This window comes from Phyllobacterium sp. 628 (assembly GCF_014189505.1).
GTDB lineage: Bacteria > Pseudomonadota > Alphaproteobacteria > Rhizobiales > Rhizobiaceae > Phyllobacterium.
This window is the reverse complement of sequence record NZ_CP050301.1, coordinates 1346717-1361353: the sequence shown is the minus strand read 5'-3', so window position 1 is coordinate 1361353 and position 14637 is coordinate 1346717. Positions and strand designations below refer to the sequence as shown.

The window sequence follows — 14637 nt, the reverse complement described above, 5'->3', positions numbered from 1 at the left end:
CTTTTCAACATCATGAACCAGCCGCGGCTGTGACCAAGGTACCGATACCTAAAAATGCCGCCGTCGCCGCTGCAGCAGTGGCCGCTCCACCGGCGACAATCGCTCCGCAAGGTTCCAGAACAATGCAGGCGATCGCACCGACCACCGCAAGGCCCCCTGCCCCTACAGCCACCTTCTCTCCCGTCGTCAGTCCGGCGCTGGCGGGTGCTTCTTTCTTCTCTTCTTCCGTTGCCGGGACCTTCACCGGCTCCGGTTTCGAATCGGTGCAAAGGCAATCCGTAGCAACGGTAATTTCGTTCAGTTGTTTGCCATTTTGTGCCGCGATCGCCTGATAGCGGGACCGTTGACTGCCTCTGAACCGGTCGCCGGGGAATTTCATTTCGACAAAGCTGACCGGCTGTCCGCCCGCAACGGCAATAACATCCAGCCGCGAGCCCGGAACACCCATGCGGGTCATCGGCGTGCCGTCGGGCATGGTGTACATCTTGCCTGAGGGATCGAACGTCACTTCGGAGAAAATGCCGTTTTGCGGCGTGTGCGGCATTGCCTTGACGGCCAGATCGACACAGGTTTGCTGGGCGGTACCGGCTACCTTGCACTCACATGCGATATTGCACAAAATATCAAGCAGAGGTTTGTCTGGTCCTGTCACTGGTCCAGTATAGTACCCGCCTGCGGAAATCGTATTGCCCTTGTTCATCAACATGCGGTCGGTAAGCCGGGTGACCGGCTTGCCTTCCATGAAAACATTCGGCGACCAGGACAAAAAGGTCGCACGGTGTTTGTTGACGCCTGATATCACACCGCCGCCAACTCCGGGCTCATCGCCATAGGATATCGAGAACTCCGAGCCCTTGATACCATTCATCGCTCCGCCGTGTGAAAGCACGGTCGTTGTGCCCTTGGCGAGATCCCGGGCAAACGCGATATTTGTATAGGGCACCGGTATTGTCGGGCTCTTGCAGACATCCGGCAATGTGGAACGAACCCAACCGGTGGAATTTTTGTGGCACAGGGTTATGCCGTTGATCGCGACTGTCTCGTTCACACCGGATTCTCCCCCACGTAACGCTCTGTGACGCCGACACAGCGCAACCCGCTGCGCTGGCTGATGGCAATATGCGTGATAACACTTTTGGAAGACAGGTCTTCCGACATGTCGGGCGGGGGAACGAGCGACAGCGCGGTCATGATCGCGTCCGTTACAACACCGCATTCCCCGCAATAAAGCGGCGGCGTTTCAAAATCCCCAGCCAGATGATCCGGCAGTGACGGCGACGCCGAGAGCGCAAAAGACAAGTCTTCCGAACGCCACCGCTCGCCATTGAGATTGACCATGAACCGGTCGGGCTGCCAATCACGCAGTGCGAGCGTCAATGGCTTGGCAAGCCCCCGGCCAAGGATACCTTGCGGTTGTCTGAAATTTTCCTCCTCAAACCCCCGATAGGCAGCAAGCACCGTACCCAGATTGCCATTTATCCCTTGCTCACCAGGCGTGACATAAGCAATGACTGCACCTTCGCCGGGGATAACGCCATGCGGGTTGTCCTTAGTCAGAAGGCGGTCCTGCAGCGCCAGAATGTCGATGAATTCAGCGTGCATCAAACTATCGAGGGCTCCGACAAAGCAGCTGTTGCAGTTTCCATCATTGACCGACTGGAGAGCGAGCGCCAGTTCCACCAGGAAGACGGTCTCCTTGCCGGAAAGAAAGGTTACTGTGGCAAACCAATTGCCAAACTGTTCAAGGATCCAGCTTTGCAGCGGCTCGCGCAAGGGATTTTCCATGAACCAGTCGGGAACCAGCAATCGCAGATCAGCCCGTTCGGCATTCTCGGGCAGTTGTGATTTCAAGTCGTCAACGGCCGCCTCGAACAGCCGTTGCAAACGCAGCTCAAAATTGCGCGGTTTACCAAAGGCGAAGACGCAGGCAATGCGGACAGGCAAACCGTCTGGCCCTATCACATCGGAGGATTTTACAAAATTGCGCTCACCCTGCCGATAGGATTCGGCCGTTTCCTTGAATGACATGCCCAGAGGGCAGCATACGCCGAGGGCGCGAATACCGGCGAGCGATCCGACCATCAGGTCACTCCCGCCATTTGCTTCAGGATGACACTGCAATTCCTTATTGCCGTATCGCGTCCATTACACGGAACTGTTGAGTTCCAGACCATATCGATCCGCTTGTCTTTCGTATTCAAGGTAACAGCGATCAGACGGAACCGCGTCTCAGATGCCGATTGTCCCATCCATGTGGTGGCGCGCAGCACGATTTGCGGCAGACGAAACGAGAAAATGCCGTCCGGGTGCAACCCTTCGGCTTCGATGGTTTCTCCACCTTTCATATCAAATATCTGGTCCTGGGGTGCAGACTGGTAAAAACGATCGGAAAAGTCATCCGGAAGCAGCGGGGCTTTCGTTGCGCGCCACTTTTCATCATAGGTCCCGGCGTGACTGCGCCTTGGCTCCCAGGCCGGTTGAAGCGGACCAAAACCATGCGGTTTTGGCAGCGGCCGGTCATAGCTTATCAGGTTCGCGGGATTCTCGATCAAAGGCAGCGCGATTTCCGACCCTGAGGCGAGCTTCCCCCAGGAAGCCGTCCAGCCGGTCCCAATCGGATTATGCGAAAGCGGTTCGGCACCTTCGCGCTGATCAAACGGATCGGCACCGCCAAGACTGTTCTTCCACGTCAGAGCGACACCGCCAAATTCCTCGGGGCTGGAAATAGCGGCGCCGTTCCGCGAAACATTCAGACGGCGCTGACCGAACGCCACTGCGTGTTTGTGAACATTGTTGACCGAGACGCGCACGGGCAGCTGTCTCACGGCGGCCATATCCGGGGCGCAGGCAAAGCCCTGAACTGTAAAATCGGTTTGGGGCCGAAACGGAGAAATGTCTGTTTCAGCTGTCAATTCCGCAGCATCTTCCTTCCTGTAGGTCGGTACCAGCCTCACGGGGCCCGGCGCATCTGACAGCTCCACCAGCCCGCTCTTGAGCACTGAGAATGATCCCCGAACCGCGATGACCCAATGCTCCGCGCCATGCCTGTCGCGCGCGAAATAGCCCTGTTCGGAAAAGGGTGTCCGGTTGGTGACGTCCCACATTGCGGATATACTCAGTTGAGATCGATAACGCCGGCATCAAGGACAATATTGCGAGCGGCCAATTGCCTGATCGTTTCGCCTTCAATGGTAATCATACCGTCTTGACGCAGCACGATGCGCGACTTGCCGTTCTGGATTGTCAACGTTCCCGTCGTCTCATTGACCGAGATCAACCTTGCCAGCGCCATCAGCGAAGACCATGCATCGTTCGCCGTGCCGTGCGAACTTGCGTTCAGTTTGTCAAACTTAGGCTTGTCGTTCACGTTGTTCTCCTATCAGCCCCGACGGTCAGAATAACTGCGAAACATCTCAAGTTTATAGTACCGAAATCCCACTCAATCACAGCCCGCAACCCGGGTCAAACGGTCAGACAGAGGTACAATCCGGTTATTGTATCCTGTCCGCAAATGCCGAAGGATTTCGCGACAAATCAATACAAGCGCACCTCATAAAAGTCGCGGCTATGGTTGCACCTGAGTAATTCATAGGTAGTTTTCAGGACTGTTCTGAGCGTAGCCGTGGTAAATCAGCGAGCGTCGGCGTCGCCGGAAACATTTTCCTGAATTTTGCATCGACAGCATCATAGAATTGGTCCGATGGTACAGGAGGAATCTCTGGCAACCGGCCTAGGGGACTGACCCAGAAAAGGTCGTGCGTCAGTTCGGGGTTTTTGATGCCTTCCCACTCTCGCAACCTTAGCACAGCCAAAAGCAGAACCGGGAATATCCAGTACTTGTCCTCTTCGATCTCGAAGTGTTTCAGGACATAATCCGGGTCATCGTCCCGGCCTTGTTCGACCATGTCATGGCTCTGCTCAACATGAAAATCTGCTGCTCTGTTGAGAATATCGTTGAACTTTTCCAGATTATGTTCGCGCCAATTTTGGAAAAGCTCCGACCATCCGCCCAGATCGGGGATTTCGTCCTGCCTGTATGTTGTCAAAGTGCTTATATTGGCCCCAAGCCAGTCCTTGGCTAGGTCCATCATGAAATACGGAAATGTCTGGTCAAACGTAACACCTATACCAAGCGCTCCGCCCGCATAATTGCCGCGTTTTATGCCGAAGCGCGCAAGTTGTTCTAAGCCATACCGTGCATAGAGTTCCGCCTGCTCCCGCCAGCCCACCGTGATCAGAAGCGCCAACGTGTTGCTATAGTTTTGAAATGAAATGCCACTGTTGGTATTCTTATCTTGTACAGCAACGCTATATATAAACCCGCGCATCGACAGCAATGCGATCAAGCCAAGTTCATTGGCATCTGAGCCTCCATTAAGCGCGGCAACGATATATTCCTTCAATTTATAATGCGAAATTTGATACTGATATCGTCCAATAGAATATCGGTGATCATCTCCGTCTTCCAGCCACTCTTTTAAATCATCTATATCCAATTGATGTGGAACATTTTTTGAACTCTCCAGCCACTTCGGAAATATCGAAGCAACGATGGAGCGAAGTTCGGACGGTGTAGTCATATAAATTAACTCCTAAATACCAGAACTCATTATTCTAAACCCCTAAAAGTATGTGCTGACTTATCGCTGAGTGCTGGGGTGTTATCGAGACGTTTTGGCCCAGGTTCTTGCAAGGATAGTTTTACCCTGACCTGCGGAAATTCACTTAAAACAAAGTGGTCAGGAGTGCGTTGCAACGCATAAAATGGCACAGCTCATTGATAACTTTATGCTTTCCCATATTCGCACAGCATCAGTATGCGATCGGCAAAGAAATAAACGTCGCCGCCAGCTTTCCACAGATCATAATATGGCTTGTGCTCAAGAGGGAAACCAACGACATCTTCGAGCAAATATCGCGTTACAGCTGGGTATTTCGTGAGCCCCAATATAGCCTCGTTCAAAGGAAACATGTATTTTCCGATTTTGTTCATCCAGACTATGAACTGGTATTCAACTTCGGCCAGTGCCTCAGAGTGAGGGAAAGGCTCATCGTGAATGGCTTGGTAGAATGCATCATTTGTGTATACGACCTGAATCTTGTCATTGCGAGCGTGTGATGCCAGTTCTGGATTGCTGATTTGATCAAGATAATTGGCCACGTTCGTACAACACGCGCGCAACATTGTGGTTATTTCGGTCTCTGGCCTATGGTTCTCTTTCTTCGGAATGACGTAGAGCCCAGAATTGTCGTTCTCGCTCAACAACCGCTTGATGCGCTCAATCAAGATTTGTCCATTAGGCAGCGTCGCAAATGCTTCCTGCATAAACTGCTCATTGCCATCGCGTGGAATTAAATCAGCAAACTCGCTCTTCTCCAAACCACTGTGGCCCGCAAGCTTTACTTTCCAATCTTCAAGTGTAGCCATTTTTGCTATCCATCACCTGTTTTAATCAGTTCCCTGAGTGCCGACGGAAAGCTGCCTGGCTTTGCAACAGCGGTTCAAATGCAAGTCTGCCACCAATGCGGTCAATCGGCTGACGATCTATCAAACCAACCTTATTTTGTGCAGAAAATGTTACTGCGGCGATTATGCAATAAGGTTTTCGCATATCTGTATATTATTCGGTTTGAGGAGCACCAATCTCACGCTTGTATTCATAGCCTTGGCTTGACATGCGGGTCAAAAAGAACGGTTTCATCTGCGCAGTCATGGCAGAATGTTCCAATGCCTGAAACCGTTTGACATTCTCGACCACGCGAAGCGGGCTTTCAAAGCCTAGCAGACCCAGGGAAGGGACAAAACCAAAACACTCTCCCTCTTGAAGGGGGCCATGTTGTTTTATGCATTGGGAAAACATAGGTTTTTGATGGAAATCCCAGCATTCACGGTCATCTTTTTCCCGCGGCAGAAGGCTATGAGCCGTTGAATCTGCGGTGATTTGCCTGATAGCCATCGACGGCAACGATGGCGCCTTAAATTCGGTTGCGAACAACTTATGGCACCAGATCTGATATTGAAGCAGGTCAATCGTGACGAGCCAATGCCGTTCAGACCAGACCTTTAGCTTTCCAAAAGCGGAGTATGAGATGACGTGGCAGTCGTTGTGATTGAAATCGGGATCCGCCTTAAAAATGAGCGCTAGAACGGCACGAAATCTTTGCGGATCAACAAATTGGACACCACGGTCGAAGTAATTGCCAAAACCGAATTGTTCCAGAAAATCGACAAAACTCGATGGTAGGTGGCCCCGCGCAAATGCTAGTTGTTCGGCAGTGGGATGCACACCATCTTCGGGAAGGCCAATTCGTGAAATGCGGTATTCAAAATCATCGTTAAGCATCCACTCTCCCGGATAGACGAGTTGCATTCACTTCTACTCAACTTCTGCTTACCAGATCGTAGGGGAAATAAGGTGTGTTCTTGAAAACATCTGGATCAAGCCCAAGCACCTTCACAGCAGCGGCAGCCTCAAAACACCAGTAGCCAAAATAAGTATCGTGCTTGGATTTGTGATTGTCGATCCATGCCACATTCATTTTGCGTAAAGTGGGGTACCAGTTTTTGAGAAATTGACTGATAGCGACTTCCTGTTGTCCGGAATTTTCCGTCTCAAGCGCCTGCAACAATGGTTCAAAGGCAGACTTGCCGCCAAGGCGATCTACTGACTGGCGGTCTATCAGCCCGGCCTTCGACAGCATGATATCGCCAGGCTTTTGCTGGCCAAAAAAGTCAAGATCTTCGACGAATTCTTTACGCCGTTCTAAATCGACATTGAACAGAATCGCCCAAGCCATAATGCGATAATACTTGTCGAGACTGTAAGCATAGTTTTCTTTAACGTAGCCTATATCCTTATGGGCGATGTCCACAAGGGCCCAGAAATCGTCAAGAAATTCGAGATAAACAATGTTAATATCCGCAATCACATCTCCGCGTGTGTACATGGCGACGATTTTTTCCTGATATTCCATATTCTTCGCGAATGCCCATCGCATCTTGTCTTCAATCGACGCATCGGGGGATTTGTCAAGAAGATCCGATAGTTTTTTGATTCCAGTATTATTCTCAGCAATGAGTTCGTCCAAAAACGCTTTTGATTTCAAATTGTCACGCACGGGCTAGTCCTGTTGCTCTTCTCTAGACCGACGACGCTGCTATGTTCTCTGGTTGCGTTTTCCATAACAAAGTAGACGAGCACTTCGGCAGACCCTACCCTTATCCGAGATTGGGCCGCATTGTTTCAATCATAGCGCGTGCATTGTCCGGTGTGATGAGCCATCGAGCGGGCACATCCATGGATTGATCAACGCGGATATAGCCGTTTTCGCGGTTGTATTGAAACAATACCTGGATCAATCCGTCGGGAAGGGGATTTTGGAAATCGTGCAAATAACCAAGCACTAATGGCCTGATTTCTTCGACGGAGAAGCTTATCGCCCACCAAGCATACTCCTCTCCATAGGCATAACCGCTATTGCCAAAACTGCGTCCGTCCCCAGAAAGAGAAAAGACAACCGCTAGTTCATTCCATCGGGGATCATCAAGTTCATCACTCGCAATCAAGGCTGCCGCTATCTTTGACAGATGCTTACGCTTAGCTTCAGAAACTTCAGCAGCGGTCGATGGATGATTGCTCATTTCAACCGCCGAGATTTGGACGTAATTCTTCTACGATGGTATCAATATTTTTTGGTGTCACCTGCCAGCGCGTGGGGTCTTCAAACTCGAACAGCGCGTTGACTTTGCGGCTCTTCCGGTTGAACTGGAAAAGCATTTTAATAAAGCCTTTGTCACCTTCCAAACGAAGCCATTCCCGATAGGCACTAACGGCTGGGCGGACATCACGAGGGCGAACTGAAATTGCCGTGGCTTTATTATCTATGTCATAGGCGTAGCCGTAGGTTCCATCGACTTTCCCATCGGGATTAACCTCAAACACCACGGAAACTTCATTCCAGTTTAGCTCTTTTAAACTGTCTGATGAAAAAGTAGCACGAGCAATATCTTCCAGCAGCTCTATATTTTCTGACATTTGTTACTCCATGTCTCTGAATCGAATACGGTCAAAAGTCTCGCCAGCTTTGTTTTCAAATTCTTTGCTTTTCTGGTATTTTATCTGGCCGGTTTTTGGGTCTTTCACGGCATATGACACATCAAAGGAGTCTGGCCTCACTGAGCCGGGGGGATAAACATCGATATTGTAGTCTACTTCGTAACCTTTATTAACCCAATCCGCCCATTCGTTTTCCATTGTCTTCCAAGCACCTTGATTCAGGTTTCCAGCTTGGGGCGCGATACCGTAATCTGGGGTATCACCCATAAATCGATGGCCTACAAGATGCCCGCCTTGATCGCCTGATTGTCCCAGCTTTCCAACAGCTGTCGCATTATCACCTCGCGGGCTCGATCCAAAATCCGTACGCAGTGTACCTTTTGCGTTAATTGGACGGCCAGTTTTGGGATCATAAGTAATTTCGTTCTCGTTAGTTTTCAGACCCTTTGAGCGTGTCATCTTGTGTTTGCCATTGGCCGCGGAGCCAGCGGCAACGGCCTTATTTTCGTCAGGGCTTAGAATTCCGGTGTGATTGTCTTCCGGCGCCCCGTATTTAGCTTCTAATTCGTGCTTCGTGAATGCTTTTTCGAAATGGCCACCATTTGGATTCTCGACGCGAATTCTGATATGGCCTTCAAGAGTCTTGCGGAAGAAAAAGCGCAAGCTTTTTATTACTTTCGAGGCAGCGCCAGCGATGCCTGCGCCAATAGCCAATTCTCCTAAAGTGAACGCACCATCTATAGCGACAGTTGAAAATGCATAGGCTACACCACATTCGCGATAGCGTTTTACAATCTCATTGTAGTACCCAAGCAAGGAGTCCTTCAGGGATTCAAGAAAGCCATCTCGGTGGCTTGTCCATTCTTCTAAAGTTCCTTTGGCTTTTTCACGTGCCTCTTCAGATTTAGCAGGGTCACCAAACCAGCGCTCTTTTAAAAATTCATAGGTCCAACCCAGCGTTTCCGATCGTTTTTTTTGCCACTGCCAGAAATCACTTCCTTCAATACTCTCAAACAGTTGCTTTCGAGCATTTTCGTCTGTAGCCAAGACGTGGAGCATCTCTATTACAGCTACATACGCGTAAAATTTTTCACCAACAAAAGCTCCGTATGAGCAATTGCCCAAATGTGAATTCGCAGTGTGATCAAGCCCAACTCCAGGGTTGCTACCCGATGGTGAAAGACCGGAAACATCACCCATGATCAGCGATCAGCCTCAAATTCCGACCATTCATAAGATGTTTTTTCATTTGTTATGAAGTACTTACGTAGGCTCTGTGGTGCCAAAAGCATCATATCCACCGCAAGATTCGCACCGTGAGAAAATGAACCGATTGCCAGATTAGCGGTCTGGGTGCCTGCAAGTAATGTGATATCTTTTAGATTCACATCATCTTCTTTGCCGGATGTTGTTTTTTGTATCAACGACTGTAGAAGATCACTACGCGAAGACGGAGTGATGTCTATATCAGATGTATTCTTTGCCGGTTTGATCCCACACTCTTGCCAAAACTGTGTTCGCAATGCATCCCGAAGGGTCTTGTTCTCCTGTTCGGCAGCTTGCCACTCTCCCGTAAGTAATTTCATCATGATAAGGACCTCAGTTCCAATTGATCTTGCCTGCTTTAACGTTCATTTCCTTTTCTTCCTTGATGAGTAGCTTCACACCTTCAAGTGTGATCGTCCCATTGCGCTCCATCAGAATCCGGGACTTGCCGCAAACAATCTCATATTTGTGGCCAACAACTGTAACCTTGGTTTGGCCAACCTCTTCCCAAGAACCAATGGCAACGCTTTCATTTTTGACGCCGCCAACGGTCACCTGATAGCCTCCGCCTACAGTCAACGCCTTGGCAGCTCCAACGATTTCCGTCGAACTGACCATCACTGTCTCAGCCTTGTTTTTGCCGACGCCGATGACCATGTTGCCTTCGCCCATGGTCAGATCGGAGAGGAAGCCCAGCTTATCGGTGAATGCGCCGAGATTGGATGACAGAAGATCGCGCGTTTTGGAGCGCAGGACCTGCATGGCCGCCGTTACGCCCTTTTGCAGAATGTTGGGACCGACCATCAGCGTCATGTTGCCGCCGATTACTTCGTGATGGTTGTTGCCGACTTCGATCGTCTTGTTGTGGCCGATGCTTTCGGCCTGATTGTTATCAACGCGCTTGGAGCGGCTGTTGCCGACATGCACGCGATTGTCGCGCTGCGCATGCATGTAGATTTCTTCCTGACCGTTCTCATCCTCGAAAGTCAGTTCGTTGAAACCCTCGCCCTTGTGCGTGTTGGTCCGGAACGTGCTCTTCGTCTTGTTGCCTGGTAGCGTGTACGGCACCTTCGTGCTCGGATTGGGCACAATGCCAGTCACGACGGGTCTGTCAGGATCGCCTTCGAGGTAAGTGATCATCACCTCCATGCCGATGCGGGGGATGACCTGCGCCCCGAAACCACCACCAGCCCAAGACTGCATGACGCGGATCCAGCAGGTGTCGGAGCCGTCCTTCTTGGCGCGTTTACGCTGCCACGGAAACCAGACCCTGATCCGTCCATATTCATCCGGGTCAATTTCTTCACCATCAGGACCGGCGACGATGGCCACCTGCGAGCCATCTATGCGTGGTTGGGGTGTTGCCCGGTGCGGTGTTGCCGGAAGCCTGCTTGGCAGCGCTATAAAGCTGTTGGAATAGTCCAGCGTGCCGTCTTGCACCGTTTCATAGGAATGGTCGACAATCCGGTGGACAATGGCGGTGACCACATATTCTTCAAACGCGTGGTCAGGATGAGCGACTTCATAGGGTTTGAACTTCCGTCCCGCTGCCAGCGTTCTGACCGTCGATGAGCCCTCGATCTTCTCATGATCAGCTTCTACCGCCTGCATGCGCAGTTTGGACGCCTGTTCATTGGACGACTGATCCAAGGCCTTCGAGGGATAGTGGAACAGTTCATATTCCGCATTCTTCGGCAGTGAAACCGTTGAAGGGGTTATGGCGCCCTGCGGTCCTTGCGGCTTTTCAAAGTTCCAGTCGCCGCCAGCACGTTTGCCCGGCGTGAACTGGTAATCTCTGGCAAATTCACTGATGTGGTTGCGGTCGGTTGAGCCTGCCGCAAAACGCACGTCTGTCTCGGGGCCTTCCGTATAACCAAAGGGATGGCTGGCCACATGCAAAGTGTGCTGACCGTCCTCATGCTCGAACCAGAAGAACAGCCCGTCATATTCCAGCCGGCGGGTGAGATAGGCCAGATCCGTTTCATTCCATTGAACTGAATAATGGATCGGGGCCGGAGGATTGATGACACCGCCCGTTACAGCCGCTTTGATATTATGTTCAGAAAGCAGGGTTTCCACGATCTGCAGCGTGGTCATATCCATCCAGATGCGGCAATCGGAGCGCTGCGACAGCAGCCATAATTGCGGACGAATGACCAATCGATAGGAGCGCAAACCGCGCGAGACGGGCGGCCCTTCCCGAAATCCGGTGATCAGTCCGTTCCACGGACGCCGCTGGCCATAGGCGATCTCAAGCGAAACATCGGCTATGGTGCCGACAAGCTCTTCCGGCTTGATGTCGGTGCGTTTGGATTTGACATCCACATGCATCTCGAAGAGGCCATTGACCTCTTCCCTGATATCAACCTTCTCCGCCAGAAGCACGTCGGTCCCGAGAGGCGTCGAGATACGAAGAATGCGGTCGGCCTGGATCAAACCTGCGTCGGTGAAATCAAATTCCATTTTGGTCCGATACTCTAAGATTGAGATAAATCGAATGGGCTAAAGTGGACGATCCCTTACTTAATAACAAGCAGAACGGATATCAGTCCACCCCCGCTTCCTCTTGTTGTTTTCACGTCACTCCGGTTGTGATTTTGGTCGAGACAAATTTGCTATTGGTCGGTGCAGATGCAAAGTCAGTCGATCTGCTAGTAAATCAGCATCGTCCCCCTTTGTGCGCCCTAGCGACAAATTGCCAGCAATACTGAAGTATCTTTTAAAAGGATAATGGAAGCAAGATACAATGCGGTGACGATTATATGTCAGTTATTTCCTGCACATATTGTACATATCGCCAAATCGTAGCGGTTGGCGAAATAGCCATAGTGTCCGGTACTCTTAACGATCAGTAAGGCACCGAAGTTAATCTGGAATTGGAGCGTGGCGGCTGCGAGAGCAGCCAGCATTACGATCCGCTAATTCGGTTGTAGTGCGAGGAGTCCCTGCCGAAAACAGCCAGAGCCAGTCCTGCCATGCTCCCAACGCACAGGATTGCCCGCACAAGCGTTTCGCCGCGGGTAAAAGGGATAGCCGCGACGTAGAAAAATAGGGATATCGTTCTACCGATAAACGAGCCCGGCAGACGAAGCAGGGTCATGATTCTCCGCTTCTTCAATTTGGCTTTCAAAGCCACGACAGTGTTGTCCCGGCTGCGTCTGTATTGATATTCCAAGCTAAGCCGGTCCAGCGGAACGGTTTCGTAAGCGACCGCATGCGGTGTCCAGCCGGTTTTGGCATCAAGTTTGCGGGCGTCTGCCCAAAGACGCCAGTCTTCTCCCCCTGCCAGCGCCAAGCCATTGTCAAAACGCAATCCAGTGCGGCGAAAGAATGCCAGGTTCCCCATCCAGCTGCCGGTTGCGATGCGTATGCGATCAACCTGGCCGAGACTGCGGCTATACAGAGCTTTGATTTCGCCGCGCCGGTTACGCCTATCCATTCCCGACCAGACCAGCTTTTCCCAATAGGATGCATCCAGTGCCGGAAGAGCAACGCGCACCGGCGATCCCACGATATCCAGATCGGCCGAGTCCCGTTCTGTTAAAAGTTCAATAAGCCAATCTGACGCCACGAATTCGTCGTCATCGGCAAAAGTGAGAAGATCATTGCCGGCATCCAAAGCACATTCGAGCACGCGGTTGCGTGCGAAAGCGATGCCAAGACGCGGCTCAACCTCATACTGGACTGTCCATTGCGGCACCCGCTGGCGAAATGCGGCAACAATATCTGTCAGCGTAGGCTCATCATTGTTTTCAACAATGACGAAGTGCAACCGCACGTCTTCGGGCACAAGCATTTCCGCATAGGATTGCAACAGCTCTTTCAGCATAAGCGGCCGATTGCGTGTAACGGTTCCGATACAGATGCGGCGCAGGCCGTGTGTTGTCCCATTCAAAAGCACAGTTTCAGACATGATCAATTGCTCCAACACTTACGAATGGTATTCAGCCAGCCATCCGTACGCCGTATGATTTTACGCGGCAGAAGCAACATATCGTCCTGATATTGGGCTTTTCCGCGGCGCGTTGTTGTGGCGCTCGTATACCCGGCATCTTCCACCATCTGTCTGACTTCAGGCGATAGATCACCATAGGGATAGCAGAACGCATCGACTGCCTCTCCCGTCATATCCTGCAGAGCTTGACGCACATCCGTGATCTGACGGCGCGCTTCACTCAACGAAACAGCTGGCAGATGAACATGATCAAGTGTATGCGCGCCGACCTCGTGGCCACGCGCTGCCCATTCACGCATTTCAGCTTTTGACATGCAGGCCGCGTATGGAACGCCAACGGGCGCATCCCATTCGTTAAAGCCGCCGATCTGGTTGCTGACGAAATAATTCGTGGCGGTAAAACCAGTTTCTTCAAGGACCGGCAAAACGTGGGTGTGCACGTTGCGGAATCCATCGTCAAAGGTAATGCCGACCACCTTCCCTGACTTTTCGCCAAGCAAATAAGGCATGAGATCGCGCATCGACAGGCCAGTGTAGCCCATTCGTTTGAGCCATTTCATCTGGCGGCGAAAATTATCAGGTGCCACCGTCAAGTAGCGAAAAGGGGTGCCACGTCCGGCGGGCTTGTCGATCTGATGATACATCAGGATGGGTATTGGCATCGTGTGCTGGCTCGAATGAATGAATGGGAAAATGAACGCGGATTATTCCGCAGAAAATGCGATGCCGCGCCAGTATGCTATGGCGCCTCTATTCTAAAATATTCAGCCTCTACCGCGGCAATTATCATTTTTACCAACCACATTGCTCATTTATGACGGCGAGCCTGAATCGCCCTTAGATTTTGGCATATCACACAAAATTCATGGTGAATTCATGACCGTTGTGTTGCGTATCGAAGGGGCACTCAGAAGCGATTGCCAATGCGCAGGAACAGAGGGCCCGGATGATGCTGGCGGCCTGTAAAGTGACTCGAGGGGATGGATTTTAATCCCCACTCCGGCGCATTTTTACGGAACTGTATGCGGCGGAAACCGCAGTCCCGTTACTTTAATTGCTTCTGTTCCGCGACATCAAGGCGGCGAAGCTGATCGAGAAGGCTCTCAGGCACGGATTCTTCGATCTTGTAAATACCGGCTGCGCGTATGGCAGTGCGGTAGGACGACTGGGATATCTGTCGTCGCAAAATACGTGATAGCTGTTTTTCGTTGGTCCGGGTGGCGCCGTCCATCGTATTACTCCAACTCTTCTTCATGGTTTTACAACACCTTCCCACCGAAGAAGGTTCCCCTTTTCTAGACTTAAGTCCATTAAGACAATGTGTCTCTCCGCCGCATGCACGAAATGCAGGTGGAAATC

16 protein-coding genes are annotated in these 14637 nt (G+C 51.3%); all 16 read right to left on the bottom strand.

Annotated features, from left to right (window positions below; all coding sequences use genetic code 11):
• Positions 1–10 precede the first annotated feature (10 nt).
• On the bottom strand, positions 11–1048 hold the full coding sequence (locus tag HB779_RS08255; RefSeq protein WP_188345247.1) for a PAAR-like domain-containing protein: 1038 nt from the start codon (positions 1046–1048) through the stop codon (positions 11–13).
• On the bottom strand, positions 1045–2082 hold the full coding sequence (locus HB779_RS08250) for a hypothetical protein (RefSeq protein WP_188345246.1): 1038 nt from the start codon (positions 2080–2082) through the stop codon (positions 1045–1047). The genes HB779_RS08255 and HB779_RS08250 overlap by 4 nt, the downstream gene beginning before the upstream one ends.
• On the bottom strand, positions 2082–3104 hold the full coding sequence (locus HB779_RS08245; RefSeq protein ID WP_188345245.1) for a DUF2169 domain-containing protein: 1023 nt from the start codon (positions 3102–3104) through the stop codon (positions 2082–2084). Before HB779_RS08245 ends, HB779_RS08250 begins: the two co-directional genes overlap by 1 nt.
• Positions 3105–3115: 11 nt before the next feature.
• Positions 3116–3367, bottom strand: a complete 252-nt coding sequence (locus HB779_RS08240) for a hypothetical protein (RefSeq protein ID WP_188345244.1) — start codon at positions 3365–3367, stop codon at positions 3116–3118.
• Positions 3368–3599: 232 nt separating this feature from the next.
• A complete protein-coding gene (locus HB779_RS25390; protein ID WP_244642488.1) occupies positions 3600–4580 on the bottom strand; it encodes a hypothetical protein in 981 nt (326 codons plus the stop codon).
• 206 nt (positions 4581–4786) lie between these two features.
• Positions 4787–5428, bottom strand: coding sequence for a hypothetical protein (locus HB779_RS08230; protein WP_188345243.1), 642 nt, complete (start codon positions 5426–5428; stop codon positions 4787–4789).
• A gap of 193 nt (positions 5429–5621) precedes the next feature.
• Complete coding sequence (locus tag HB779_RS08225; RefSeq protein ID WP_210302613.1) at positions 5622–6344, bottom strand: GAD-like domain-containing protein; 723 nt, start codon at positions 6342–6344, stop codon at positions 5622–5624.
• Positions 6345–6381: 37 nt separating this feature from the next.
• Positions 6382–7119, bottom strand: coding sequence for a PoNe immunity protein domain-containing protein (locus HB779_RS08220; protein WP_188345241.1), 738 nt, complete (start codon positions 7117–7119; stop codon positions 6382–6384).
• A gap of 100 nt (positions 7120–7219) precedes the next feature.
• A complete protein-coding gene (locus tag HB779_RS08215) occupies positions 7220–7642 on the bottom strand; it encodes a hypothetical protein (protein WP_188345240.1) in 423 nt (140 codons plus the stop codon).
• Between the two features lies 1 nt (position 7643).
• Positions 7644–8036: a hypothetical protein gene (locus tag HB779_RS08210; protein WP_188345239.1), complete on the bottom strand. Its 393-nt coding sequence runs from the start codon at positions 8034–8036 to the stop codon at positions 7644–7646.
• Between the two features lie 3 nt (positions 8037–8039).
• Complete coding sequence (locus HB779_RS08205; RefSeq protein WP_188345238.1) at positions 8040–9257, bottom strand: DNA/RNA non-specific endonuclease; 1218 nt, start codon at positions 9255–9257, stop codon at positions 8040–8042.
• Positions 9258–9259: 2 nt separating this feature from the next.
• Positions 9260–9646 (bottom strand): hypothetical protein, encoded by a 387-nt coding sequence (locus HB779_RS08200; RefSeq protein WP_188345237.1) that lies wholly within the window; start codon positions 9644–9646, stop codon positions 9260–9262.
• Between the two features lie 10 nt (positions 9647–9656).
• Entirely contained in the window at positions 9657–11786 is a 2130-nt protein-coding gene (locus HB779_RS08195; protein WP_188345236.1) for a type VI secretion system Vgr family protein, read from the bottom strand.
• Between the two features lie 445 nt (positions 11787–12231).
• Positions 12232–13236 (bottom strand): glycosyltransferase family 2 protein, encoded by a 1005-nt coding sequence (locus HB779_RS08190; protein ID WP_188345235.1) that lies wholly within the window; start codon positions 13234–13236, stop codon positions 12232–12234.
• 2 nt (positions 13237–13238) lie between these two features.
• Positions 13239–13940, bottom strand: a complete 702-nt coding sequence (locus HB779_RS08185; protein WP_188345234.1) for a polysaccharide deacetylase family protein — start codon at positions 13938–13940, stop codon at positions 13239–13241.
• Between the two features lie 383 nt (positions 13941–14323).
• On the bottom strand, positions 14324–14509 hold the full coding sequence (locus HB779_RS08180; RefSeq protein WP_188345233.1) for a hypothetical protein: 186 nt from the start codon (positions 14507–14509) through the stop codon (positions 14324–14326).
• Positions 14510–14637 lie beyond the last annotated feature (128 nt).

Excerpts from the sequence above, each read along its gene's own strand:
- HB779_RS08250 (WP_188345246.1), bottom strand. The coding sequence starts at position 2,082 with ATGGTCGGATCGCTCGCCGGTATTCGCGCCCTCGGCGTATGCTGCCCT.
- HB779_RS08245 (WP_188345245.1), bottom strand. The coding sequence starts at position 3,104 with ATGTGGGACGTCACCAACCGGACACCCTTTTCCGAACAGGGCTATTTC.
- HB779_RS25390 (WP_244642488.1), bottom strand. The coding sequence starts at position 4,580 with ATGACTACACCGTCCGAACTTCGCTCCATCGTTGCTTCGATATTTCCG.
- HB779_RS08230 (WP_188345243.1), bottom strand. The coding sequence starts at position 5,428 with ATGGCTACACTTGAAGATTGGAAAGTAAAGCTTGCGGGCCACAGTGGT.
- HB779_RS08225 (WP_210302613.1), bottom strand. The coding sequence starts at position 6,344 with ATGCTTAACGATGATTTTGAATACCGCATTTCACGAATTGGCCTTCCC.
- HB779_RS08215 (WP_188345240.1), bottom strand. The coding sequence starts at position 7,642 with ATGAGCAATCATCCATCGACCGCTGCTGAAGTTTCTGAAGCTAAGCGT.
- HB779_RS08210 (WP_188345239.1), bottom strand. The coding sequence starts at position 8,036 with ATGTCAGAAAATATAGAGCTGCTGGAAGATATTGCTCGTGCTACTTTT.
- HB779_RS08205 (WP_188345238.1), bottom strand. The coding sequence starts at position 9,257 with ATGGGTGATGTTTCCGGTCTTTCACCATCGGGTAGCAACCCTGGAGTT.
- HB779_RS08200 (WP_188345237.1), bottom strand. The coding sequence starts at position 9,646 with ATGATGAAATTACTTACGGGAGAGTGGCAAGCTGCCGAACAGGAGAAC.
- HB779_RS08195 (WP_188345236.1), bottom strand. The coding sequence starts at position 11,786 with ATGGAATTTGATTTCACCGACGCAGGTTTGATCCAGGCCGACCGCATT.
- HB779_RS08190 (WP_188345235.1), bottom strand. The coding sequence starts at position 13,236 with ATGTCTGAAACTGTGCTTTTGAATGGGACAACACACGGCCTGCGCCGC.
- HB779_RS08185 (WP_188345234.1), bottom strand. The coding sequence starts at position 13,940 with ATGCCAATACCCATCCTGATGTATCATCAGATCGACAAGCCCGCCGGA.
- HB779_RS08180 (WP_188345233.1), bottom strand. The coding sequence starts at position 14,509 with ATGGACGGCGCCACCCGGACCAACGAAAAACAGCTATCACGTATTTTG.